The organism is Paraburkholderia sp. MM5384-R2 (assembly GCF_014201025.1).
GTDB classification, from domain to species: domain Bacteria; phylum Pseudomonadota; class Gammaproteobacteria; order Burkholderiales; family Burkholderiaceae; genus Paraburkholderia; species Paraburkholderia tuberum.
In genome coordinates this window covers 26,543-49,570 of record NZ_JACHDI010000003.1, presented here as the reverse complement: position 1 = coordinate 49,570, position 23,028 = coordinate 26,543, and the positions used below count along the sequence as shown (strand labels likewise).

At 64.7% G+C, this 23,028-nt stretch carries 22 protein-coding genes; 2 read left to right on the top strand and 20 right to left on the bottom strand.

Features of this window, described 5'->3' with window-relative positions:
- Nucleotides 1-237: 237 nt before the first annotated feature.
- From HDG37_RS06365 to HDG37_RS06305, 13 genes are all read right to left on the bottom strand, one after another.
- Nucleotides 238-1,371 carry a glycosyltransferase gene (locus tag HDG37_RS06365; RefSeq protein ID WP_184045409.1) on the bottom strand — a complete coding sequence of 378 codons (1,134 nt, stop codon included), beginning with the start codon at nt 1,369-1,371 and terminating at the stop codon, nt 238-240.
- Nucleotides 1,368-2,621: a glycosyltransferase gene (locus HDG37_RS06360; protein WP_184045407.1), complete on the bottom strand. Its 1,254-nt coding sequence runs from the start codon at nt 2,619-2,621 to the stop codon at nt 1,368-1,370. Before HDG37_RS06360 ends, HDG37_RS06365 begins: the two co-directional genes overlap by 4 nt.
- Nucleotides 2,614-3,735 carry a non-hydrolyzing UDP-N-acetylglucosamine 2-epimerase gene (wecB, locus tag HDG37_RS06355; RefSeq protein ID WP_184045405.1) on the bottom strand — a complete coding sequence of 374 codons (1,122 nt, stop codon included), beginning with the start codon at nt 3,733-3,735 and terminating at the stop codon, nt 2,614-2,616. The genes HDG37_RS06360 and wecB overlap by 8 nt, the downstream gene beginning before the upstream one ends.
- The gene (locus tag HDG37_RS06350) at nt 3,732-5,309 is read right to left on the bottom strand and encodes a polysaccharide deacetylase (RefSeq protein WP_184045403.1); all 1,578 of its coding nucleotides are present in this window, start codon (nt 5,307-5,309) and stop codon (nt 3,732-3,734) included. Before HDG37_RS06350 ends, wecB begins: the two co-directional genes overlap by 4 nt.
- A complete protein-coding gene (locus tag HDG37_RS06345) occupies nt 5,306-6,688 on the bottom strand; it encodes a phenylacetate--CoA ligase family protein (protein ID WP_184045401.1) in 1,383 nt (460 codons plus the stop codon). The genes HDG37_RS06350 and HDG37_RS06345 overlap by 4 nt, the downstream gene beginning before the upstream one ends.
- Before the next feature lie 145 nt (nt 6,689-6,833).
- On the bottom strand, nt 6,834-7,610 hold the full coding sequence (locus HDG37_RS06340) for an ABC transporter ATP-binding protein (RefSeq protein ID WP_184045399.1): 777 nt from the start codon (nt 7,608-7,610) through the stop codon (nt 6,834-6,836).
- Between the two features lie 4 nt (nt 7,611-7,614).
- The gene (locus tag HDG37_RS06335; protein WP_184045397.1) at nt 7,615-8,433 is read right to left on the bottom strand and encodes an ABC transporter permease; all 819 of its coding nucleotides are present in this window, start codon (nt 8,431-8,433) and stop codon (nt 7,615-7,617) included.
- Nucleotide 8,434: 1 nt separating this feature from the next.
- Entirely contained in the window at nt 8,435-9,850 is a 1,416-nt protein-coding gene (locus HDG37_RS06330; protein WP_184045395.1) for a mannose-1-phosphate guanylyltransferase/mannose-6-phosphate isomerase, read from the bottom strand.
- Nucleotides 9,851-10,134: 284 nt separating this feature from the next.
- Nucleotides 10,135-11,061 carry a dTDP-4-dehydrorhamnose reductase gene (rfbD, locus tag HDG37_RS06325; RefSeq protein ID WP_184045393.1) on the bottom strand — a complete coding sequence of 309 codons (927 nt, stop codon included), beginning with the start codon at nt 11,059-11,061 and terminating at the stop codon, nt 10,135-10,137.
- 9 nt (nt 11,062-11,070) lie between these two features.
- On the bottom strand, nt 11,071-11,622 hold the full coding sequence (rfbC, locus tag HDG37_RS06320; protein WP_184045392.1) for a dTDP-4-dehydrorhamnose 3,5-epimerase: 552 nt from the start codon (nt 11,620-11,622) through the stop codon (nt 11,071-11,073).
- Nucleotides 11,607-12,500, bottom strand: a complete 894-nt coding sequence (rfbA, locus tag HDG37_RS06315; protein WP_090803282.1) for a glucose-1-phosphate thymidylyltransferase RfbA — start codon at nt 12,498-12,500, stop codon at nt 11,607-11,609. Before rfbA ends, rfbC begins: the two co-directional genes overlap by 16 nt.
- Nucleotides 12,501-12,510: 10 nt before the next feature.
- Entirely contained in the window at nt 12,511-13,572 is a 1,062-nt protein-coding gene (gene rfbB, locus HDG37_RS06310) for a dTDP-glucose 4,6-dehydratase (protein ID WP_184045390.1), read from the bottom strand.
- A 389-nt stretch (nt 13,573-13,961) separates the two neighbouring features.
- Nucleotides 13,962-14,873: a GDP-mannose 4,6-dehydratase gene (locus HDG37_RS06305; protein ID WP_184045388.1), complete on the bottom strand. Its 912-nt coding sequence runs from the start codon at nt 14,871-14,873 to the stop codon at nt 13,962-13,964.
- 229 nt (nt 14,874-15,102) lie between these two features.
- Here HDG37_RS06305 and HDG37_RS06300 point away from each other — a divergent pair, with 229 nt between their 5' ends.
- Nucleotides 15,103-15,975 carry a symmetrical bis(5'-nucleosyl)-tetraphosphatase gene (locus HDG37_RS06300; protein ID WP_184045386.1) on the top strand — a complete coding sequence of 291 codons (873 nt, stop codon included), beginning with the start codon at nt 15,103-15,105 and terminating at the stop codon, nt 15,973-15,975.
- A gap of 36 nt (nt 15,976-16,011) precedes the next feature.
- On the opposite strand, the gene HDG37_RS06295 is transcribed toward HDG37_RS06300, so the two are convergent.
- Genes HDG37_RS06295 through HDG37_RS06285 form a run of 3 tightly spaced genes read right to left on the bottom strand, consistent with a single transcriptional unit; the run spans nt 16,012 to nt 19,477 of the window.
- On the bottom strand, nt 16,012-16,869 hold the full coding sequence (locus HDG37_RS06295; RefSeq protein WP_184045384.1) for a 1-acyl-sn-glycerol-3-phosphate acyltransferase: 858 nt from the start codon (nt 16,867-16,869) through the stop codon (nt 16,012-16,014).
- A 38-nt stretch (nt 16,870-16,907) separates the two neighbouring features.
- Nucleotides 16,908-18,185 carry a dihydroorotase gene (locus HDG37_RS06290; RefSeq protein ID WP_184045382.1) on the bottom strand — a complete coding sequence of 426 codons (1,278 nt, stop codon included), beginning with the start codon at nt 18,183-18,185 and terminating at the stop codon, nt 16,908-16,910.
- Nucleotides 18,186-18,199: 14 nt separating this feature from the next.
- A complete protein-coding gene (locus HDG37_RS06285; protein ID WP_184045380.1) occupies nt 18,200-19,477 on the bottom strand; it encodes an RNA-guided endonuclease TnpB family protein in 1,278 nt (425 codons plus the stop codon).
- Nucleotides 19,478-19,660: 183 nt separating this feature from the next.
- Here HDG37_RS06285 and HDG37_RS06280 point away from each other — a divergent pair, with 183 nt between their 5' ends.
- Nucleotides 19,661-19,855: a transposase gene (locus HDG37_RS06280; protein WP_184045378.1), complete on the top strand. Its 195-nt coding sequence runs from the start codon at nt 19,661-19,663 to the stop codon at nt 19,853-19,855.
- Nucleotides 19,856-20,075: 220 nt separating this feature from the next.
- On the opposite strand, the gene HDG37_RS06275 is transcribed toward HDG37_RS06280, so the two are convergent.
- The 4 genes from HDG37_RS06275 to HDG37_RS06260 form a co-directional block, all read right to left on the bottom strand.
- On the bottom strand, nt 20,076-21,101 hold the full coding sequence (locus tag HDG37_RS06275) for an aspartate carbamoyltransferase catalytic subunit (RefSeq protein ID WP_184045376.1): 1,026 nt from the start codon (nt 21,099-21,101) through the stop codon (nt 20,076-20,078).
- A 68-nt stretch (nt 21,102-21,169) separates the two neighbouring features.
- On the bottom strand, nt 21,170-21,709 hold the full coding sequence (pyrR, locus tag HDG37_RS06270; RefSeq protein ID WP_184045374.1) for a bifunctional pyr operon transcriptional regulator/uracil phosphoribosyltransferase PyrR: 540 nt from the start codon (nt 21,707-21,709) through the stop codon (nt 21,170-21,172).
- The gene (gene ruvX / locus HDG37_RS06265; protein ID WP_184045372.1) at nt 21,696-22,136 is read right to left on the bottom strand and encodes a Holliday junction resolvase RuvX; all 441 of its coding nucleotides are present in this window, start codon (nt 22,134-22,136) and stop codon (nt 21,696-21,698) included. The genes pyrR and ruvX overlap by 14 nt, the downstream gene beginning before the upstream one ends.
- A gap of 10 nt (nt 22,137-22,146) precedes the next feature.
- On the bottom strand, nt 22,147-22,725 hold the full coding sequence (locus tag HDG37_RS06260) for a YqgE/AlgH family protein (protein WP_090803272.1): 579 nt from the start codon (nt 22,723-22,725) through the stop codon (nt 22,147-22,149).
- Between the last annotated feature and the right edge of the window lie 303 nt (nt 22,726-23,028).

The following is a 23,028-nucleotide window of genomic DNA, read 5'->3' as shown; positions in this document are numbered from 1 at the left end:
CTGGGCCTGATATTCGAACCACGTAAAGCGAGCACACCCACTCTCCAGCCACCGGACCTGCAAACCGACCGAAGCGCCCGTGTCCAGTCCGTTCGGCGTTGACAGTTGTAAAACGACGTGATGCCCGGCGAAGTTTCGCCAAGCTGGGCAAATATTACAATATTTGATACGCGAGACAGTTCAGTAGCACACCAAACCTACGCGATTCAAGCAGGTTGGAAGGAAAAGTACCTGGCGTCAGGCGGTCGCTATCTGCCGATACAGCGCTTCGTATGCGCTTCCCAACGCTGGCCCAGAAAATAGCCGCTCATACCGTTCCCGCGCCGCCGCCCCCATGCTGCGCGCGAGCGCTTCATCCAGCGCCAGCCGGTTGATCGCGGCGACCAGCGGCTCCGGCGCCTCGGGTGGCACGACAAACCCCGTCACCCCATCCTCGTTGACGAACGACGTCCCGGACCCCACCTCACAGCACACCATCGGTTTGCCGAACATCGCGGCTTCGACCAGCACCATCCCGAACGCTTCGGAGCGCAAATGCGAGGGCAGCACCATCGCGCGACAGCCCTCGAGCAGCGCAACCTTTTCCTCATGCGTGACTTGCCCGGCAAACACGACGTTGGTCGCGCCATGCTGCCGCGCCAAGGCGGCGAGCCGCTCGCGCTCCGGCCCCGAGCCAGCGATGACGATTTTCGCCTGCACATGCCGGGCGGCCTCGACGAGCGTATGCAGTCCCTTGTAGTAGCGCAACACGCCGAGAGCCAGAAAATACGGCTCGCCCGCCGCCAGGCCGAGCCGGCTCTCGAGCTTGCGCCGCGCGTCGAGCGGCTGCGGCTCGTCGCGATAGTCGATGATGCCGAGCGGAATCGTCTTCAACCGCTCCTTCGACACGCACGCGGCAAGCGTCTCACTGGTCCGCGCATAGGCCGCCGACGTCGCGACCACCGCGGACATGCTGCGCAGCGTGCGCCGCATCAGCGGCCCATAGACGGCGCCGAGCAGCTTCTGCCGCACGATGTCGGAGTGGTAAGTCATCACCGTCGGTTTGCTGGTGCGTCCGAGCAGATGCAATACGTCGGCGAACGGCCACGGAAAGTGGAAATGCACGACGTCGGCCCAGTCGGCCAGCTCGCGATACCTGATCACCGAGCACGGCCCGCCGAGATCGCACGATGCCGGCGCCGCCCACGATTTCTCGCGGATCACCTGCCCTTCCGGGCGTTCGACGACGGTCGGCGTCGGGCTCGGCGACAGCGTCAGAATGCGCGGTTCGACGCCGCGCTCGCGCGTCGCTAGCGCAATCTGGCGGATCGCTTCCTGCAGGCCGCCGGGCGGGTCCGGGAAGTACGTGCGGTACACATGAACGACCCTCACGTGCGCACCTCAGCGCCGTGTGGCCGCGCGCTGCCGCCGCCCGCCTGCGGGAAGTGGAAGGTGATCGCCAGCATCTTGTCCAGCCGCCCTTCCCACGTGTTCTCGCCAACCGCCGCGCGGGCTTCCTCCGCGCTCAGCTTGCCGCGTGCAAGCTGCTTCTCGATCGCCGCGATGAACGCGTCGGCATCGCTGCCCACTTCGAGCCCCGCGCGCGGTTCCTTCGCGAAATCGAGCGGCGTCGATACGACCGGCAGACCGGCCGCGAGATATTCGTAGAACTTCATCGGAAACATCGAGTGCGTGTATTCGTTGATCAGCGTCGGCAACACGCCGACCCGCATGCCGCGCAAATACTGTGGCAGCACGCGATACGGCCGGTAGCCGAGCAGATGCACGTTCGGCAGACGCTTGAGCTGCGCGAGCAGGTCGCTGCGCTGCCCTTCGCGCTCCTCGCCGATGATCACCCATTGCCACTGCGGCCGCGCCTGCGCGGTTTGCAGCAGCAACGGCAAATCGACCTTGAAGTCCGATAGCACGCCGTGATACACGAGCCGCGGCTCGTCGATCGCGGCGAGCTCGGCGGGCAGCGGCCCGTCCGCGCGCGCCGCGCCGAAGTGCGCTTCATCGACGACGTTGCCGAAGAAATGCGTATTGGGGTTAAACGGCAGGCACACGTCCTTCAGCGACTGCGCAGTCGTGAATACCGCCTCGCAGCACCCGAGCAGGTCCCGCTGGGCATTGCGGAACGCGTCGACGTCGACGCCCGGAATCGCCGCGATATCGTCGACGCAGTGGTAGACCAGCGGCCCGCGCGGCAGCGTCGCGATCGCATCGAGCATGTACGGGTGGTACGTCCACACGACCGGCTTGACGTAGCGATGCGACCTCGCGAAGCGGTTCACCGAAAAACGCAGCATCGCCTGATTCAGCGAGCGCACGAACGGCAGATGATGCCCGGCCGGCACCATCAGCGGCGACAGCACCCAGATGTTGTCGGCGCGGCGCGGCGGGCCGAGCACGAGCGACTGCACGCCGCGCCACAGACGTCGCCACAGGCGCGACCAGTCGCGGCCGCTCGCCACTTTCGGCGAGCGGAAGCCAACGCTTTCCACATACAGAATCCGCCAGCCGCGTGCGGCGAGGATGCTCGCCGTGTGCTGCTTGTTGGTCCAGTACGGCTCGTCCCAGTCGGCGCTCGAAAACAGCACGCAGTCTTGCGGAGCAAGCACGGGGTTCTTGCCGTCAGCCAACGAACACCTCGACCGGTCGGCCGCGCAGGCTGTCGACGATGCGTCGTGAGGCCAGTCCGTCGCCGTACGGATTCGCGCGATCGCGCAGCGCCGCGCGCCGCGCGGGATCGTCGAGCCAGCCGATCACCGCGCTTTCGATGCTCGCCGCGCTCTGGCCCGCGAGCGTCGCGAAACCGGCGTCGACGCCTTCGCGACGCTCGGTGTGATTGCGCATCACGACGACCGGCACGCCGAAGGTTGGCGCTTCTTCCTGGATGCCGCCCGAATCGCTGACCACGACGGCGCTGCCGCTGATCAGATAAAGGCTCGTCGGATAGTCGACCGGCTCGATCAGCGCGAGGTTCGGGATGCCATCGAGCTCGCGATGCACGGGCTCGCGCACGGCCGGGTTCAGATGCACCGGGAACACCCAGCGGTAATCGCTATAGCGCTGACACAGGTCGCGCAGCACGCGGCAGATGTCCTGCAGCACGTCGCCGAAATTCTCGCGCCGATGGCACGTGACGAGCACGTGCTGCTGCTGCGCGCCATGCCATGCGGGCAGCGGACTCGCCGGCGGCGTGACGCTCCAGCTCGCGCGCACTTCGCCGATCGCATCGACGACCGTGTTGCCGGTCACGACGATCTTCTCTGGCGCGACGCCTTCGCTGAGCAGGCTGTCGCGCGCGCGCGAGGTCGGCGCGAAATGCAGCGTCGCGATGCGGCCGAGCAGGCTGCGGTTCGCTTCCTCGGGAAACGGACTCGCCAGATCGCCGGTGCGCAGCCCCGCCTCGACGTGACCGACGCGGATGCCGCGCTGGAACGCCGCGAAGCCCGCGCAGAACGCGGTCGTCGTGTCGCCCTGCACGATCACCCAATCGGGACGTGTTTCGTCGAGCGCGCGATCGAGCGCGACGATCAGACGCGACGCGAGCGCGTTCAGCGATTGACCCGGGTGCATCGTTTCGAGCGTGATGTCCGGTTCGATGCCGAAGAATTCGAGCGCCTGCGCGGCCATGTCCCTGTGCTGCCCGCTCGCGCAGACGATCGTGTCGAACTCGCTGCGCAGCGCTCGCACGAGCGGTGCGAGCTTGATGACCTCGGGCCGCGTGCCCATCACCATCATGACTTTCATTGCAGTGCTTTCCCCGTCTCGACCTTGGTATGAGCGCCCCGGAACTCGACGCCGAGCGCGAGCGGCGTCGTGTCGGCGAAGGGCGTGACGACGCGAAAGACGCCGTCGTGTTCGACGATCTGCGCGAGCGAGCGCAAGCGCAGGAAATCGAGCGCGGCTTCCTCGTGCAGGAACAGCGGCCGTTGGGCCTTGCCGCGCATGTAGGTGATCAACTGCTCGTGCGCGTCGATGCGCGCCGCCTCGTCGGTCCAGCCGTACGCGTAGCGCTCGGAGAACGGATGGTCGAGATAGCCGAACAGCGTGTTGGTCGCGTACGCGGTGTCGAAGGCCTGCTTGAAGATCGCGAGCGGATCGCCCTCTTTCAGCATGCAGTCGCCGTGCAGCATGCACTGTTGGCTGTGACCGACGAAGCCCGCCGGCAAACCGGCCAACGCGCCGCCGCGTGCGCTCAGAAACTCCGGATCGTTGCGGATGATGCCGCCGATGCAGCCCGCGTAGCCCGCGTCGATCAGGCCGCGCATCGCGTAAGGCGGCGACTGGTGAAACGGCGACACCGCGTAGCGCACCGGCACGCCGGTCGCGCGTTCGAGCAGTTCGGCCGATTGCACGCCTTCCGCGATCGCGGTGTCGTAGCTGCCGCCCCAGTTCGGCGAGTGCGTCGCCGTGTGCGACAGCACCGCGCCCTGCTGCCGGTCGGCAAGCAGTTCGCGCAGGATGTCGTGCTGGCCGCCGCGTTGCAGGTTCTGCGTATGCACGGCGAGCGTGAACGGCACGCCGAGACGCCGGTATGCGTGCCACAACGGGCGCGCCGATTCGACGTCCTCGTCGCAATCGAGCCGCGACGTGATCGCCGCGTCGTAACCCCACGGGAGTTCGCTCAGCACCGGCTGACACGGCAGCGCATCGGCCCGGTAGCCCGACAGAAACTGCTCGACGAGGCGCCATTCGAACGAATCGCACGGGCCGACCGGCCGGTTGAACCACAGCACGGCCGATGCGCCCGCATCCCACAGCGCCGCGTACGCAAACCGCCGCTCGCCGTTCACGACGACCGCGGCCAGCTCCGCTTCGGCCGGAACTTCGGGCGCCTGCGCGAGCGCCCAGATCGAGCCGTCGGCGCGAATCGCGCCGTAGCCGAGGTTGTTCCATTCGTCGGTGAAATCGAAGCGCTCGAACGGGCGATGCCATTGCGCGCCGCCGAGTGTCTGCGCGAGCGCGCCGTAGCGCACCGCCGCCGCGCTTTCGCGCGACTCGCCCGAAGGCGCCGTTGCACTGCGGCTCGCTTGCGAGAGGTCGGCGGGCAACGCCGCGGGCCGATAACGCAGATAGTCCGCGAGCGCGATCGGCATATGGCCGAACACGATCAGCTTGCGCGGCCGCGCCTGCACGAACGCGATCAGGTCGGCGCTCCATGCATCGGGCGCGTCGACCGCGACCACGACGTCGGGCGCGATCTCGTGCAGCATGTTGCGCGTGATCGCCTGGGCCTGGGTCGCGCTGACCGAGCGCCGCAGCGCCGCCAGCACGTATTGGCCAGCGTCGGCGCGCGCATCGGGATACGCGACGCCGATCATGCGCTCACCACGTGACGGAATTTGGCGCGACTGCCCACGCGCACGAAATCGTCGTGACCGACGTAGGCGATCGTGAACGCGTCCTGCCAGAAGTGGCGCAGCTTCGCGGTGGTGTCCTCCGCGTTCGCGTGCGGTTCGAGCACGATGCGCAAAGTGGGCGGCGTCGTGCGCAGATCGATCTGGAATTCCTGGATGCCGCCGACGCGGTGATCGAGCATGTCCTGGATGTGGTGCGTCGGATGCGCGACGCCGTTGATCGGCACGACGTCGTGAATCCGGCCGACCACGTCGGTCAGGAAGAAGCCCTTCTCCGTCTCCTGCACGCGCGCGAGGTCGCCGGTCGTGTAGCGGATCAACGGCATCAGCCGGTTGCGGAACCCGGTGAACACGAGCTCGTGCGCGCCGTCGGGGTTGTCCGGCGCGACGCGGCTTTCCGGCCAGCCTTCCGATTCGAGGATCTGGAAGCCGCCTTCGTGACCGTCGAGCTCATAGGCCATCACACCGAGCTCCGCGAGGCCGTAGCGGTCGATCACGCGGCAGCGCAACGCCTTCGCGATCATCTCGCGCGCATGCGGCTCGAGCAGCTCGCCGCTCGACTCGAACACCTGGAACGCGTTGCCGCCGCCGTACTTGCGCTCGACATAGCAGGCGAGCGCGTACATCGTCGACGGATGCGAGTGCGCGAGATACGGGCGGCGGCGCTTCAGCGTGCGCCACATTTCCTCGAGGCCGTGATCGTCGATGCGGTCAAAGAAGACATTGCTGCGATTCATCGCGAAGCATTTGAAGTCTTCGCGCGACGGCCACTCGGGCACGACCTGATCCGGGAAACGGCACGCGAAGTGCAACTCCGAGCGATGGCGCAGCTTGCCGATCCGCTCGCGGCAATAGTTGGTGACCGCCGACGAATAATCGGCGCCTTCCTGGTCGTAGTAAATCGTCGTGGAGAGGCCGGTCGAGCCGCCGGTCTTGCACGCGTGGTGCTTGCCAGCCTCGAGCGGTCCCGACAGGAGACGCGGACCCTGCTCGCGGATGATGTCCTTGGTCAGATACGGCAGTTCTTCGAGGTAGCGCGGGTCGTTCCTGACCTTGGCGGGATCGAACTGCTTCGCCTGGAACAGGTCGCGATAGTAAGGCACCTTCGCGCCGGCGAATTCGAGCGTGGCGACGAGCCGTTCGAGCGCGATGCGGCGGCGATGCGGCATCGGCAGCGAATAGTGCTCGCGCAGCTCGCGAATTTTCGGGCGCACGTTGCGCTTTTCGGCGTTCTCCGCAATAGGATACGCGATATAGCCGCCCGCGAAACCCTTCAGCGTGCGAAACGGCTGACGCACCAGCAGGGATTCGGAGTAGCGCAGAAACGGGTGATTAGCTCGCATCAAATTCGAACCTTGTTACGCCTCGGGATTGGCCACGAGGGTGTTGCTGAACTGCGGGACTGGCTTGCGCCGGGGCGCGGTTTAGCCGATGAGCCGATGGATTTGCCTGCCGCCGTCGCGCCGCGCAGCTCGCGCGCCGGCGTGCTCAGTGCGGCAACTGCGCGGTGTGGCTGATGAGCGGCTCGTCGGTTTTTTCCGACGGCAGCACGGCTTCGTCGGCGACCATCTTGCCGTGTTCCATCGAGATCTTGCGGGTGCACACGCGCGCGACCAGCGACGGATCGTGCGACGCCACCACCAGCAGCGCCGCCTTGCCGACGAGGCCTTCCAGACGCTCGGCCGCCTTCACGCTGAACTCGGCGTCGCCGACGCTCAGCCATTCGTCCATGATCAGGATGTCGGCTTCGACGCTCGTCGAGATCGCGAACGCGAGGCGCAACATCATCCCGCTCGAATAGGTGCGCACCGGCAGGTTCAGGTAATCGCCAAGTTCGCTGAAGTCGGCGATCTCGTCGATCTTGCCGCGGATGCGCGCGGGCTTCAGCCCGTCGAGAATGCCGCGCAGATAGATGTTTTCGAAGCCGGTCGCGTCGGGGTCGAGGCCCATCGACACGTCGAGCAGCGACGCGATCTTGCCCCGCACCTTCAGCTCGCCGCGCACCGGCGCATAGACGCCCGACAGCGTGCGCAACAGCGTCGTCTTGCCCGAGCCGTTGTGGCCGATCAGGCCGATGCGCTCGCCTTCGCTGAAGGTGAAGCTCAGGTCGTCGATCGCGCGAACGATCGCATGGCGACCCGCGTCCTGGCCGATCCGGCCGCCCGTCGTCAAATTGAGCACCGCCTTTTTCAGCGAGCGATGCGAGTTCTCGTAAATCGGAAATTCGACGGAGATGTTACGAGCGACAATCGATGAAGAACTCACAATATCAAAGCCAGTAAGGAACGCGATTACGGAAACGCTTCATCAGGATCTGCGCGAACGCGAAGCCGACGATCAGGAGACCAATCGACCACGCCCACGACTCCCAGTGGGTCGGGCGGCCGGTGAGCGGCGCGCGCACCGTTTCGATCAGGTGATAGAGCGGGTTGTATTCGGCGACCCACGCGCGGTCCTTCAGGATTTCCGGCGACCACATGACCGGCGTGAAGAAGAACACGACCTGGATCAGGTTCGTGACGATCGGTGGAATGTCGCGAAAGCGTGCGCACAGCACGCCGAGCGTGACGCCGAGCCACACGCCGTGCAGCAGCAGGACCACGAGCGCGAACGGCACCAGCACGATTTCCCAGCCCGGCCAGTGACCGAACACGAACAGCAGCACGACGACGACCGGCAGGCTATGCAGCAGGATCACGAAGTTGCGCCACGCGATGCGGCATACGTGGACCGTCAGCGGCAGCCTGATCTGCTTGATCAGATAGGCCGAGCCGATGAAGGCCATGCAGCCCTCGTTGGCAACCGACGCCAGATACGCCCACACGACGAGACCCACCGCGAGATACGGTAGATAGTCCGAGATTTCCTGGTGCAGCAGCGTCGAGTACAACGCGCCGAGCACGACCACCATGATGATCGTGCTGAGCGTGAACCAGAACGGCCCGAGCACCGAGCGGCGATAACGCTGCCGGATGTCGTGCCAGCCGAGCGTGCCCCAGACCCGCACCGCTTTCATGCCGACCAGCAGGTCGTCGCGCTCGTTGTGACGTGTCAGGTCTTCCGAGTCGTTGGTAAAACTGATATCCATCTCAAGTACGTCCGTAAATGTCTTCGAAGCGAACGATATCGTCTTCGCCCAGATATTCGCCGCTTTGCACTTCGATCATCACGAGCTCGACGACGCCCGGATTTTCGAGGCGATGTTTGTGACCCGCCGGGATATAGGTCGACTCGTTGGTCGACACGAAGAACTCTTTTTCGCCGTTGACGACCTTCGCCATGCCGCTCACCACGACCCAATGCTCGTTGCGGTGATGATGCATCTGCAGGCTCAGGCTCGCGCCCGGCTTCACCTCGATGCGCTTGATCTTGAAGCGCGGCCCCTCTTCGAGCACCGAGTACGTGCCCCACGGCCGATGCACGGTGCGATGCACCTTGTACGTATCATGGCCGCGCGACTTCAGCTCCGCGAAAATCTGCTTCACGTCCTGCGCGCGATCCCGGTGCGCGACGAGCAGCGCATCGGGCGTGTCGATCACGATCAGGTTGTCGACGCCGACCGCGCCGATCAGGCGCCCGTCGCTGCGCAGATACGAGTCCTTCACGTCGATGAGCAGCGCCTCGCCTTCGACGCGGTTGCCGCTCGCATCGGCCGGCGACAGGTCGGACAGCGCGGTCCACGAGCCGACGTCGGTCCAGCCGAGGTTGCAGCACACGACCGCCGCGTGCTCGCACTTCTCCATTACCGCGTAGTCGAACGACAGCTCCGGCACCGCGCCGAAGCAGCCCGGCTCGAGACGCACCTGCGCGCCGCTCTTGCCTTCGGCGGACGGCGACTTGTCCATGCATTCGGCCGCGGCATCGAGAATGTCGGGACAATGCTCGCGCATTTCCTTCAGGATCGTGCCCGCGGTGAAGCAGAACATGCCCGAGTTCCACACGAACTTGCCCGACGCCAGATACTCGCGGGCCTTCTCCACCGACGGCTTCTCGACGAAGCGCACGACCCGCTCGCCATCGGCTTCGATATAGCCGTAGCCGGTTTCGGGCGTATCCGGATGCATGCCGAAGGTGACCACGTTGCCGGCCTGCGCAAGCGTCTGCGCACGCGCGACCGCCGCGGCGAACGCGGTTTGATCCGCGATCAGGTGATCCGCGGCGAGCACCAGCATCACGGTGTCTGCGCCATGCGCCTTCGCCGTGTGCAAGGCCGCCGTGGCAACCGCCGCGGCCGTGTTGCGGCCGAACGGTTCGAGAATGAACGAGGTCGCGACGTTCTTGCCGTTCACCTCGCGGAAATCGTCTTCGGTCTTGAAGAACAGCTCACGGTTGGTTACCGTGAGCACTTCCTTCACGCCGGGCAACGCGACCGCGCGCAGGAACGCTTTCTGCAGCAGGCTCTCGCCGTCCGCGAGACGGATGAACGGCTTCGGGTGCGATTCCCGCGAGACCGGCCAGAGCCGCGATCCCGCTCCGCCGCACAGAATGATCGGTAACAAACTCACAGCTCCCTCTCGATACCGTATTTTTTACGTGGCCATACTGGCTTGGCGCGGTTGACGCACACGTTTGCAATCTACTGCGCATAGAACGTCAAATCCGCGCCTGGAACGCCCTCGCGTCGAGCGACATTCTACCGCCGCACCCTTTCACCATTGTCAGGGAACAATCGTTTCGATCGGTCCCGACCACGACGGCATCGTGGCGAGCGGCGTGCGCGGCAGGACATCCGATGCGAGTGTTTCCTTCGCCGCACCGGCGTTCGCGAGCCCTGCGTCGTAACCGCGACTCAGGTGCGCGCCGCCGGCGACTTTGGAAAACCGTCCGTCAGACACAGCTTCAACGCGTCGCGCCAATGCGGCGCGGCGAGCCCGAACACGCGCGCCAGCTTGTCGTTCGACATTCTGGAATTGGCTGGGCGCTTCGCGGGCGTCGGGTAATCCGCGGCCGGAATCGGCAGCGTGTTCGGCCTGTTCGGCAAATCCGCGAGTTCAAAGATCGCCGACGCGAAACCGTGCCACGACGTCGAGTCGCCCGCGCACAGGTGATAGATGCCCGAACGCTCGTCCCACCACTTCGTGCCGTCTTCGGCGGCGAAGGACTGCGCGCACAGATGCGCGCTCAGCGTCGCGATCGTGTTGCACCAGGTGGGCGCGCCGAACTGGTCGGCCACCACCTTCAGCTCCGGACGATCGGCGCCGAGCCGCAACATCGTCAGCAGAAAGTTCTTGCCGCGCGTGCCGTACACCCAGCTCGTGCGCAAGACGAGGTGATTCACGCCGCTCGCCGCGATTGCCTGCTCGCCCGCGAGCTTGCTGCGGCCGTAGACGTTCTGCGGATCGGTTGGATCGTCTTCGACGTACGCGCCTTCTTTTGTGCCGTTGAACACGTAGTCGGTCGAATAGTGGATCAGCGCGGCGCCGAGCTTTTTCGCTTCCTCGGCGAGCACGCCCGGTGCTTCGCCGTTGATGCGCATTGCCAGGTCGCGCTCTTCTTCGGCCTTGTCCACCGCCGTATAAGCGGCCGGATTGACGATCAGCGCGGGACGCAGGTCGCGCACCACCGCGCGAATCTGATCGAGGTTCGACAGATCGAGCCGCGAGCGGTCGACCGCGACCACGTTGCCGAGCCCTTGCAGCGTGCGCGCGAGCTCATAGCCGAGCTGGCCATTTACGCCGGTGACGAGAATCGTCCGTTTCGCGTCGTGTGCGCTCATGCGATCCCCTTATGCGTAGACTTCGGCGTCGGCGAGACGCTTGCCCGCCGCATCCTTGGCCGCGAGCAGCGGCTCAAAGTCGACCGGCCATTCGATCCCGATCGCCGGATCGTTCCACACGATGCTGCGCTCGTGCTCGGCGAACCAATAATCCGTGGTCTTGTAGAGGAACTGCGCGGACTCCGACAGCACGACGAAGCCGTGCGCGAAACCGGGCGGCACCCACAGCTGCCGATGGTTCTCGACCGACAGCGTCACGCCGACCCACTTGCCGAAGTTCGGCGAGCTCTTGCGGATGTCGACGGCGACGTCGAACACCTCGCCCTCGACCACGCGCACGAGCTTGCCCTGCGCATGCTGGATCTGATAGTGCAGACCGCGCAGCACGCCTCTCGCCGAACGCGAATGATTGTCCTGCACGAACTCGACGCCCGGCTCGACCTTCTCGGCGAATTCGAGCGCATTGAAGCTTTCGAAAAAGAAGCCGCGCGCATCGCCGAACACCTTCGGCTCGATGAGCTTGACTTCGGGCAGCGCGGTTGCGGTTACCTGGATGGCCATGCGACGTGATCCGTGAGAATGTTTTGCAGGTATTGCCCGTAGGCATTTTTCGCGAGCGGTTTGGCGAGCGCGAGCAACTGCTCGCCGTCGATCCACTGACGCCGGTACGCGATCTCTTCCGGACACGCGACCACCAGACCCTGGCGCTTTTGCAGCGTTGCGATGAAGGTTGCGGCCTCGATCAACGAATCGTGCGTGCCGGTGTCGAGCCACGCATAACCGCGGCCCATGATCTCGACGTTGAGCGCCGCGTTCGCGAGGTAGCGCGAGTTCACGTCGGTGATTTCGAGCTCGCCGCGCGGCGACGGCTTGATGTCCGCGGCGATGTCGCAGACCTGCTTGTCGTAGAAGTACAGACCCGTGACCGCGTAGTTCGAACGCGGCCTGGCGGGCTTTTCCTCGATCGACAACGCGCGGAACTGCTGGTCGAATTCGACCACGCCGTAGCGTTCCGGATCCTGCACGTGATACGCGAACACGGTGGCGCCGTCGGTCTGATCGTCGGCGCGTTCGAGCTGCTTCGCGAGATCGTGGCCGTAGAAGATGTTGTCGCCGAGAATCAACGCCGACGGATCATTGTTCACGAACTCGCGGCCGATGATGAAGGCCTGCGCGAGTCCATCCGGCGACGGCTGCACCGCGTACTGGATGTTCATGCCCCACTGGCTGCCGTCACCGAGCATCGCCTCGAAGCGCGGCGTGTCTTGCGGCGTGGAGATGATCAGCACGTCGCGAATACCCGCCACCATCAGCGTGGACAGCGGGTAGTAGATCATCGGCTTGTCGTACACCGGCAGCAGTTGCTTGGAGACGACGTGCGTGATCGGATACAGGCGGGTGCCCGAGCCGCCCGCGAGAATAATGCCTTTGCGCGCCATTGCCGTGCCTTTACGCGCGCTGCGCGTAGTTGGTCTCGACCCACTTCCGGTATTCGCCCGAAGCGACTTCGTCGACCCATTGCTGGTTGTCGAGATACCACTGGACCGTTTTGGCGAGCCCCGTCTCGAACGTTTCCGCCGGCTTCCAGCCGAGTTCGCGCTCGAGCTTGCGGGCGTCGATCGCGTAACGGCGGTCGTGACCCGGACGATCCTTCACATAGGTGATCTGGTCGCGATACGAGCCGGCCGCCTTCGGGCGCTGCTGGTCGAGCAGGTCGCACAGCGTGTGCACGACCTCGAGATTCTTCTTCTCGTTCCAGCCGCCGACGTTGTACGTCTCGCCCGGCGTGCCGCGCGCGAGCACTTCACGGATCGCGCTGCAGTGGTCGCCGACGTACAGCCAGTCGCGCACGTTCTGCCCGTCGCCATACACGGGCAGCGGCTTGCCGCCGAGCGCGTTGGCGATCATCAGCGGAATCAGCTTTTCGGGGAACTGGTACGGGCCGTAGTTGTTCGAGCAGTTGGTGGTCAGCACCGGCAGGCCGTACGTGTGGTGGTAGGCGCGCACGAGGTGATCCGAACCGGCCTTGGTCGCCGAATAGGGGCTATTCGGCGCATAAGGCGTAGTTTCGGAGAACTGCGGATCGGTTGCCGACAGCGAGCCGAACACTTCGTCGGTCGACACGTGCAGGAAGCGAAACGCGGCGCGCTCCGCAAAGCCCAGCGTGTTCCAGTAGCTGCGCGTCGCTTCGAGCAGCGTGAAGGTGCCGACGACGTTGGTTTGCACGAAATCGGCCGGACCGTGGATCGAGCGATCCACATGGCTCTCGGCCGCGAAATGCAGCACGGCGCGCGGCTTGTGCTCGGCCAATAGCGAATCGAGCGCGGCGCGATCGCAAATGTCGACGCGCGCGAAAATGTGATTGGGATTGCCCTGTAGCGACTTCAGCGTGCCCAGGTTGCCGGCGTAGGTCAGTTTGTCTACGTTGAGCACCGCTTCGTCCGACGCATTCAGCCAGTCGAGCACGAAATTAGCGCCGATAAAGCCGGCGCCGCCCGTTACCAGGATCATGTAATTCCCTTGTCGATGTTAGTGACAGGCGGCGAAGAGCTTGCGACCTGTTCACCCCGCGTGGTATCCGTTTCTCTGGTCGTCCGTCGCGTTCCCCGGAGAGTGGACACTCAGACGCCAATTTTATGAAACCCCAATTATAAAGCCGCCCAGTGCAAAAACTAGAACCCTAACAACTTGAAACAGCTTGACAGAATTCAAGCCGTTGGTCTGTGAAAAAGGGGCTTTGCGGTGCGGTTACGCGCATTTTGGCGCCGGTGATGATGTGCATCACATACTGTGCGGCGCGGAAAGAGTGGGAAACGAAGAAGAACGGCGAAAGCGTCATGAAAGGCCGCAAACGCGGCGCTTCGGTGCAGACCGTCAGGCGGTTGCTCGCGCGAGCGCGCTCAGGCCGCGAGCATCCAGCGCAGCGTATCGATGAAAGGGATCGACTCGACCGCCGGCACCAGCGAGTGCAATTTGGCGGGCGAACCGGCAAGCATCTTGACGTCCGTTTGCCGGACAAAGGCGGGATTGACCTGGACTTCGATGTCGTGACCGGTGAGTTCGCTCGCGGTCGTGAGGATTTCACGCAACGAATACGGCGCGCCGGTGCAGACGTTGACGATTTCGGCGGCGACATTGGAGTCGAGCAACGCCTCGTACGCGCTCGCCACATAACGCACGTCAGAGAAGTCGCGCGCGATGTCGATATTGCCGAGTTCGATCGATGCCGCGCGCCGCGCGAAGTGGCTGACGATCTTCGGCACGAGGAAGTTCACCGCCTGGCCGCGGCCGGTGTAGTTGAACGGCCGCACGATCAGGATCGGCAGGCGGTCGAACCACGTGCGCGCCAGCGCTTCCATGGCCGCTTTGCTGGCCGCGTAATGATTGACCGGCATAAGCGGGAAGCTCTCGTCGATCGCGGCGCTGCTGACGTTGCCGTACACGTTCGCGCTGCTTGCGATCAGCAGCTTGCGCGGCACATGGCCGATCGCGACACAGGCTTCGAGCAGGTTCTGCGTGCCGATCACGTTGACGCGATAAAAGTCGAGCGGATCGTTGTGCCCCACGAAGCTGATCGCGGCCAGATGCACGATGAAATCGGGCCGCACGGCGTCGAGCACGCGCCGGCAGTCTTCCGGTGAGGTGATGTCGAGTTTGACGCGTGCCGGCGTGTCGGGCTCGTCGCGGCCGGACACCGCTTCGATCACGGTGTGGCCGCGCCCGGTCAGCGTCTCGACCAGATAGCGGCCGGTAAAACCGTTCGCACCGGTGACGAGCGTGCGAAATGATTGCTTCGCCGCGGAAGACGACATGCTGGCTTCGTTCACGAGAGAGTCATCCTGTTGTTGTATTGGAATCGCGCGCGGTCCATGCGTGGCTGCCGCCGTGCCGTGTTACGGCGGTGTTCCACCCGCGTCCCGCAACGCGATCGCGCGATACCCGAACCCCAAACGGGCTATTATGTCACGCTATCTTGCTGCTCTGCCCAGCGTGGCACGCGTCGTGCAGCACCGCGCGTATCGAATCGCCTTGATTTCCTCGATGACACCCCTCGACGCTTCCAGTACCTCCGCCCCCCTCGTTCCTCTTGCTTTCGGCGATCTGCAAGGCTGCCGCGCACCGTTTCAGCGACTGCTGGCCAAAGCCGCGCCGCCGGACGGCACACCGCTGTGGTTCGCCGGCGATCTGATCAACCGCGGCCCCGACTCGCTCGACACCTTGCGCGACGTGATCGCGTTCGGCGAGCGCGCGGTGCCGGTGCTCGGCAATCACGATCTGCATCTGCTGTCGGTGTCGGCGGGGATTCGCAAGTCGAAGAAAGGCGACACGATCGAAGAGATCCTCGCCGCGCCCGATGCCGCCGATCTGCTCGAGTGGATACGCCACCGCCCGCTCGCGCATTTCGACAACGGCATGCTGATGGTGCATGCGGGCGTGCTGCCGCAATGGGATGCGACGCTGACGCTCGAACTCGCTGACGAGTTGCAACGCGCGCTGCGTGCGCCGAACTGGAAAGAGACGCTTGCCGGCTTGTACGGCAATGAGCCGAATCGCTGGAAGCCGGGCCTGAAGGGTATCGAGCGCATGCGCGTCACGTGCAGCGCGTTGACGCGCATGCGCTTTTGCAGCGCCGATGGCGTGATGGATTTCAGCAGCAGCGGCACGCTCGCATCCACGCCGAGCGGCTGCATGCCGTGGTTCGACGTGCCGTCGCGCCAGACCGCCGACGTGACCGTCGTGTTCGGTCATTGGGCCGCGCTCGGCCTGATGTTGCGCGACAACCTGATCGGCCTCGACTCGGGTTGCGTGTGGGGGCAGAAGCTGTCGGCGGTACGGCTCGCGAAAAACCCGGCTGAGCGGACGTTGACGCAAGTCGATTGCGATTCGCGCGGCGTGCCGCGCGGGGGCAACTAAACAGAAGACGGCGACGCTGCCCGGCAGCGCCGCCGCTTAGACCGAGCGGCGCGGCTGATCGACGGGCTCGATCAGCGTTTGCGCCGTCTCAGCGGCGTCGCTCGACGACGCAGCATCTACAACGTCGCCCTCTTGCGCGACCGTCCCCGCCACTGCGTTGCCGGCCTGCATGTCCCGCAACGCGTTCGCCACCACCTGCTGAGCCTGCGCCGCGAGCACCCGCCGGTCCGCGTCCGGCGCGAGCGGTGCGCCAACATATACGTGGGCGGTCAGCGGACCCCCACGCAACAGCATGTCGAGCGAGTCGGACAACGACACGTCGTCGATATATGCGGGTGCCGTCGACTGCCGGCCCTGCGCGTCCTCGTACATGACGCACAGCGGCTGCACCGGCACACCGGCCGACACCGCGGCCTGGAACATGTTCGCGTGAAACGGCAGCAACTCGAGCCCGTTCGACGTCGTGCCTTCGGGGAACACGCACATCAGTTCACCCGCGCTGAGCCGTGCGGCGAGTTCGTGCATGATGCGCTTCGCGTCACTGCGCTTCTCGCGCTGGATGAACACCGTATCGAGCTGCTGTGCGAGCCATCCGACCACCGGCCATTGCCGGATCTCCGCCTTCGAGACGAACGGCGTCGGCCGCCACGCGTTGATTACGTAGATGTCGATCCACGAGATGTGATTGGCGACGACGAGCACGCCACGATCGAGCCGCACCGCGTCGTTATGCACGACGAGGCGCATGCCGCACAGCCGCAGCATCTTCAGCGACCACGCGCGATTGAGCGCGTGACGCCGCTCGGCGCTCGCGTTCGGAAAGCGCGTCGCGACGGTCCACATGCCGTGCAGCAGATGCGTGATGAGACGGACCTTGCGTAACGCGAGCTTCATGGCCGGAGCTTTCCTTGACTGGACCGAAACGATACCGCTCAGCGCTGTTCGTAGGCGAGCTGACCGGACACGACGGTCGCGCGCACCTGTGCCGGCAGCTCGTAGCCGAGGAACGGCGTGTTGTGCCCCTGGCTCTTCAGCGCACGCGGCTCGACGCGCCAGTGAGCGTGACGGTCGAACACGCAGAGATCGGCCACCGCGCCGAGCGCGATGCGGCCAGCCGCTTCGAGGCCGAGCACCTGCGCCGGTGCCGCGGTGATGCGATTGAGCGCGGTCGCGAGCGGCACGCGCGCTTCGTCGGCCCACTTCACCGTCAGCGACAGGAACAGTTCGAGGCCGGTTGCGCCCGGCGTCGCTTCGGCGAACGGCAGCAGCTTTTCGTCGTCGTCGACCGGCGTGTGCGCGGAGCAGATCGCATCGATCGTACCGTCGACGAGGCCCGCGCGGATCGCTTCGCGATCGCGCTGCTGGCGCAGCGGCGGATCGAGCCGGAACTGCGCGTCGAAATAGCCGATGTCGAGGTCGATCAGATGCACGTGGTTCACGGTGACGTCGCACGACACCGGCAGCCCCTCGCCCTTCGCCGCGTGCATGAGCGCCACGCCCGCCGCCGACGACACATGCGACACATGTACGCGCGCGCCGGTTACGCGCACGAGTTCGAAGATCGTATGCAGCGCGATCGTTTCGGCCGCCGCCGGGACACCCGACAGCCCGAGCCGCGACGCCAGCGCGCCGCTCGCGGCGACGCCGCCCTTGCCCAGATACGCCTCGACCGGACGCAGCCACACGGTGAAACCATAGGTCTTCGCGTATTGCAGCGCGCGCATCAGCACCTGGGTATCGACGATTGGCGTATCGGCCTGCGAGAAGCCGACGCAGCCCGCCTCGGTCAGCTGCACCATCTCGGTGATGGTCTGCCCTTTGAGACCGACCGTCAGCGCGCCGAGCGGATACACATGCGCCTTGTTCAGATTGCACGCGCGGAACTTCAGCATCTCGACGAGGCCCGGTTCGTCGAGCGTCGGATCGGTGTCCGGCGGACACACTAGACTCGTGACGCCACCCGCGAGCGCTGCGGCCATTTCGGATTCGAGCGTCGCCTTGTGTTCGTAGCCCGGTTCGCGCAAACGCGCAGACAGATCAACAAGGCCCGGCGCGATCGACAGGCCAGTGGCGTCGATCGTCTTCGCCGCCTGGAAATCCGCGGGTGCGGTGCCGAGCGCGACGATCTTGCCTTCCGCGATAAAAACGTCCTGCTGCTGTTCGGTGCCGGCCGCCGGATCGATCAGCGTACCGCCTTGAATATGAATCATGAACTCTCCCGCTGCTAGGTGTCTTGCGACACTGTAGCAGGGGTTTCACGGGTCATAGACTTTGACCTGGCGCGTTGCCGCACCAGAGGTTTGGGTCTCGCCGCCACGCCCGTCCCAGGTGTGTGCGCGTCGATCAGGACGACCGACGCTGCATTTTGATCGCGTGGTGCCGTGTGGCCGCAATGCGGACACTCATGCACACGTTGCGCGAGCGTTTTGGGCACGATCTCCCAGCATGCGGCGCAACGCTGCGATGGTTTCAATTGGCGCGTGTTCGACACATGCAGTCGCGTACCAGCCTCTACCGCTTTGTACACGAGCATGTTGTGCGCCATGCTCAATCCGGCCGACAGGATTTCGCGATTGAATCCAGCCTTTTGCCTGACCATCCGGCCGGGTTTGTCCTGCGTGCCCCTGGCCGAACGGCTCATGTTCTGCGTGCGCAATTCTTCCGTGGCGAGCACTGCGCACGACGCGACCATGCGCGAGGTCCTCGTGTGCAGGAACTCACGGCGCAGGTTGCCGACGCGCTCGTGAAGCTTCGCCACTTTCCTGCCAAGCCGCTTATAGCGGACAGATCCGCGCTTCTTCCTCGCCTGCTGTCGCTGCAGATCCGCCATCCATGACAGCTCGTTTCGGATGAATCGCGGATTGGCGATCGTCTCGCCGTTGTCGAACGTAGCCCAATCGTTGATGCCGAAGTCGACGCCGCGATGGTCGTCACCATTCCGCATGCGAGCGCAAGCCGCCGCCGATACGCGCAGCGTGACAGACGCGAACCACTCGCCGTTCTTGCGCATGATCGTGAGATCGTTGGGCTTCGCGCCGTCGCCGAAGCGATGCCGGCCGCGTGCGCGGATCGACATGGCGTCCTTGCCGCTGCCTATGCGAATCGTTGCGCCGCGCGTGCCGGACTGCATGAGTTTCCAGCCTGCCGGGTCTGGATAGCAGAAGCCAGAAAACCGCTTGCTGGCCTTGAAGCGCGGAAAGCCCGGCGTCTGCCCAGCCTTGACGCGGCGAAAGAACGCCTGAAAGGCCAGATCCAGCCTGCGCAGTGTCTGCTGGAGGGCGTGACTGCCTGGTTCGACGAACTCCGGACGATCGGCCTTGATCGCCGGCAACACGTTTTGCTGCTCGTAATAGCTGATCGACTTGCCGGTCTTCCGATAGGCGTCGATTCGCTCCTCGAGCGCCGCGTTGTATAGCTCACAGTGCAAGCGAATCCAGCCCGTCAGGCGCTCGGCCTGCGTGGCGCTGGGATAGAGCCTGAAGGTGACTTTGCGGCGTTCCAAAGCTGCCATACTGGGACGAATAAACCGTTAAGGCGCAAATGTGGATAACACTAACAGATCTAGCTCCCATGCTGTTTATAACCTTAAACTGCACGTCGTTTTTGTAACGAAATACCCGCGCAAAACGTTGTCGCCAGGACTGCTCGCGTATCTGGAAACGGCGAACGGCGAAATCCTCGCCGCGTGGCGCTGCAACTCGTCGAGTTTGGCGGTGAACCGGACCGCGTGCACGTGCTGATCGACATCCATCCGGCGCTGGATATATCCGTGCTGATCAACAACCTGAAGACGGCGAGCGCACGGCGCGCACGAAACAGGTTTGCCGATCACCTTCGCCGTTCTACCGGAAGCCATTGTTTTGCAGCCGCGCCCATTTGACGGTAGCGTTGGGGGCGCCACAACTGGAAACGGTGCGCGCTTGTGTCGACGCGCAGGGCACTGCGGAGCACACCCGGAAGTCGGCCGCAAAGGCAAAAAACAAACCTGCCCACTAGATCCCCTCCTTCCTCTCGGCTTCGCCTATGGATTCGCAAGTGAACCGGCCGCCCCCGGGAGGGGGAATGCGCCGGCAATAGTTCATGCGCTGTCCTAGTTCTGCTCAGTCGTTATTGCCCGCGACGATCCCCATCACCGCCATGCGCACCGCGATGCCGAACGTGACCTGATTCAAAATCACCGATTGCGGGCCGTCCGCGACCTGCGAGTCGATCTCGACGCCGCGGTTCATCGGACCGGGGTGCATCACGATCGCGTCGGGGGCGGCGAGCGCTAGACGCTCGGGCGTCAACCCCCAGCTCTTGAAGTACTCCTGCGACGACGGCAGCAGCGCCCCGCTCATGCGTTCGTTCTGTAGGCGCAGCATGATGATCACGTCGACGTCCTTCAGGCCTTCGTCGAGGTTGTGGAACACCCGCACGCCCATCTGTTCGAGGCCGCCCGGCAGCAGCGTGCGCGGACCGATCGCGCGCACTTCGGGCACGCCGAGCGTGGTCAGCGCATGAATGTCCGAGCGCGCGACGCGCGAATGCAGGATGTCGCCGACGATCGCCACGCGCAGCTTCGTGAAGTCCTTCTTGTAGTGGCGGATCGTGTACATGTCGAGCAGACCCTGCGTCGGGTGCGCGTGACGGCCGTCGCCGGCGTTGATCACGTGCACGTGCGGCGCGCAGTGCTGCGCGATCAGGAACGGCGCGCCGCTCGACGCATGACGCACGACGAACAGATCCGCGTGCATCGCCGACAGGTTGTTGATCGTGTCGAGCAGCGATTCGCCCTTGCTGGTCGACGACGCGTTGATGTTCAGATTCAGCACGTCGGCCGACAGCCGCGTGGCCGCGATCTCGAACGTGGTACGCGTGCGCGTCGAGTTTTCGAAGAACAGGTTGAACACCGACTTGCCGCGCAACAGCGGCACCTTCTTCACTTCGCGATCGGTCACGCTGACGAACTGGTCGGCGGTCTCGAGAATGTGATTGACGATGGCCTTCGGCAACCCCTCGATCGACAGCAGATGTTTGAGCTCGCCGCTCTTCGTGAGCTGCGGGTTGCCCTTCAGGAAGCCGTAGCGGAAGCGCTCGGGTGCGCTAGCGGAGGAATCTTGCGGAGCCGGGGTGGCGGTGTTCATTATGTACCTGCTTCAAATACGGGCTTCAACGTGATCGAGGTCGCGTCGACACGCCGCTCACGCGCGTTTCAATCGACGCGTGCTTCAGTGTGAAAAGAAAACCGCTGGCCGCCCGCGCCGTCGTCTTCACGGGCCAGCACGAGCGTCGCGTCGGCGGGTACGTCGACCACGCCACCGACGAAGCGCGCCGCCACCGGCAACTCGCGTCCGCCCCGGTCGGCGAGCACCGCGAGTTCGACCGAGGCCGGCCGACCATAGTCGTACAGCTCGTTGAGTGCCGCACGAATCGTGCGGCCGGTGTACAGCACGTCGTCGACCAGCACGATGCGGCGGCCATCGACCTCGAACGGCAGCGAGGTCGGGCTTGCTTGCGCGTGCAGCCCTTTCTTCGCGTAGTCGTCGCGATGCAGCGCGACGTTCACCACGCCGAAGCTCGGCAGTTTCAGGTCGCGCGCGAGCCGCTCGGCGAGCCACGCGCCGCCGCTATGGATACCCGCCAGAACCGCCGCTTCGGCACCGTGCCTGGCAACGGCGAGATGGTCGCCGTACGCCGCGCGAATCTGGTCGAGCAACGCGCGATACAGCGCTTCGGCGTCAATGGAACTCATGATCGTCGGAAAGTCCGTCAAGATATTGCTGGAGGATGATGCTCGCGGCTTCGGCATCGAGCATGTCGGCGCGGGCATTGCCGGCGCGGATTTCCGCCTCGGCCTCGACCGACGAGTAGCGCTCGTCGACCCACGTGACCGGCAGATTGAAGCGGCCGTTCAGCTGGTTGCCGAAGCGCTTCGCGAGTTGCGTGCGCTCGTGCGGTGTGCCGTCGGGGTGCATCGGCAGGCCGACCACCAGCGCATCGGGCATCCATTCGGCGATCAGCTTGCCGAGCGCTTCGAAGCGGTACTCCTTGCTGCGGTTCTGCACGACGACGAGCGGCCGCGCGCGGCGCGTCAGCGAATTGCCGACTGCCACGCCGATGCGTTTCTCCCCGTAGTCGAACGCAAGCAGCGTCGCCTCACGTCCGGCCGGAAGATTCATGCGCGGCCCCTCATGCGTGCCCGGCCTCGCCCGACAGCATCGACAACGACACGCCGAGCAGCGCGAGCGCCGCTTCGAGACGATCTTCGGCGGGCACGTCGAAAACGATTTTCGGATCGGCCTCGACCGTAAGCCAGCCGTTCTTGGAGATTTCGTCTTCGAGCTGACCCGCGCCCCAGCCGGCGTGGCCGAGCGTCAGCAGGAAACGCTCCGGACCGTTGCCGCTCGCGACGGCCTCGAGCACGTCTTTCGACGTGGTCATTTCAAGCCCGCCCGGCACCGACATCGACGACGTGTATGCGCTGCCGCCTTTCGGATCGTGCAGCACGAAGCCGCGCTCGGTTTGCACCGGGCCGCCGAAATACACGGGGACATGGAGAAGCGGTTCGATCTCGAGCTTCAGATCGATGCGATTGAAGAGCGCCTGCAGGTCGATATCGGTCGGCCGGTTGATCACGAGGCCGAGCGCGCCGCGCTCACTGTGATCGCAAAGGTAGACCACCGTTCCTGAAAACGTCGGATCGGCCATGTTCGGCATGGCGATCAGGAACTGGTTGGTCAGATTGATGCGATCGGTACTCTTGGACATAGTTCGGATTTTAGCAAAGACGATGCGCGATGGCGGGCTGCTTTGAGCATTGCAACCCGTTGGGTGCACGCTACGCGACGCGCCATCGACGCCGGATCAAGTTGCACTCTATCACGCGCGCGACTTGCGCCATGCCGCGATCAGGCGCCGAAACACCGCGTAGAACGGCACGTTCGGCGCGCGTCGCGAAGTTGCGGGATTGTGACTTGTCACAATGGGTTTCAGCGGGTTCGGCGCGCGTCGGTCGAAGCGTTGCCGACGCAATTCGCGCGCCACGTCGCGCGTTTGGTTCGACCCGGCTTG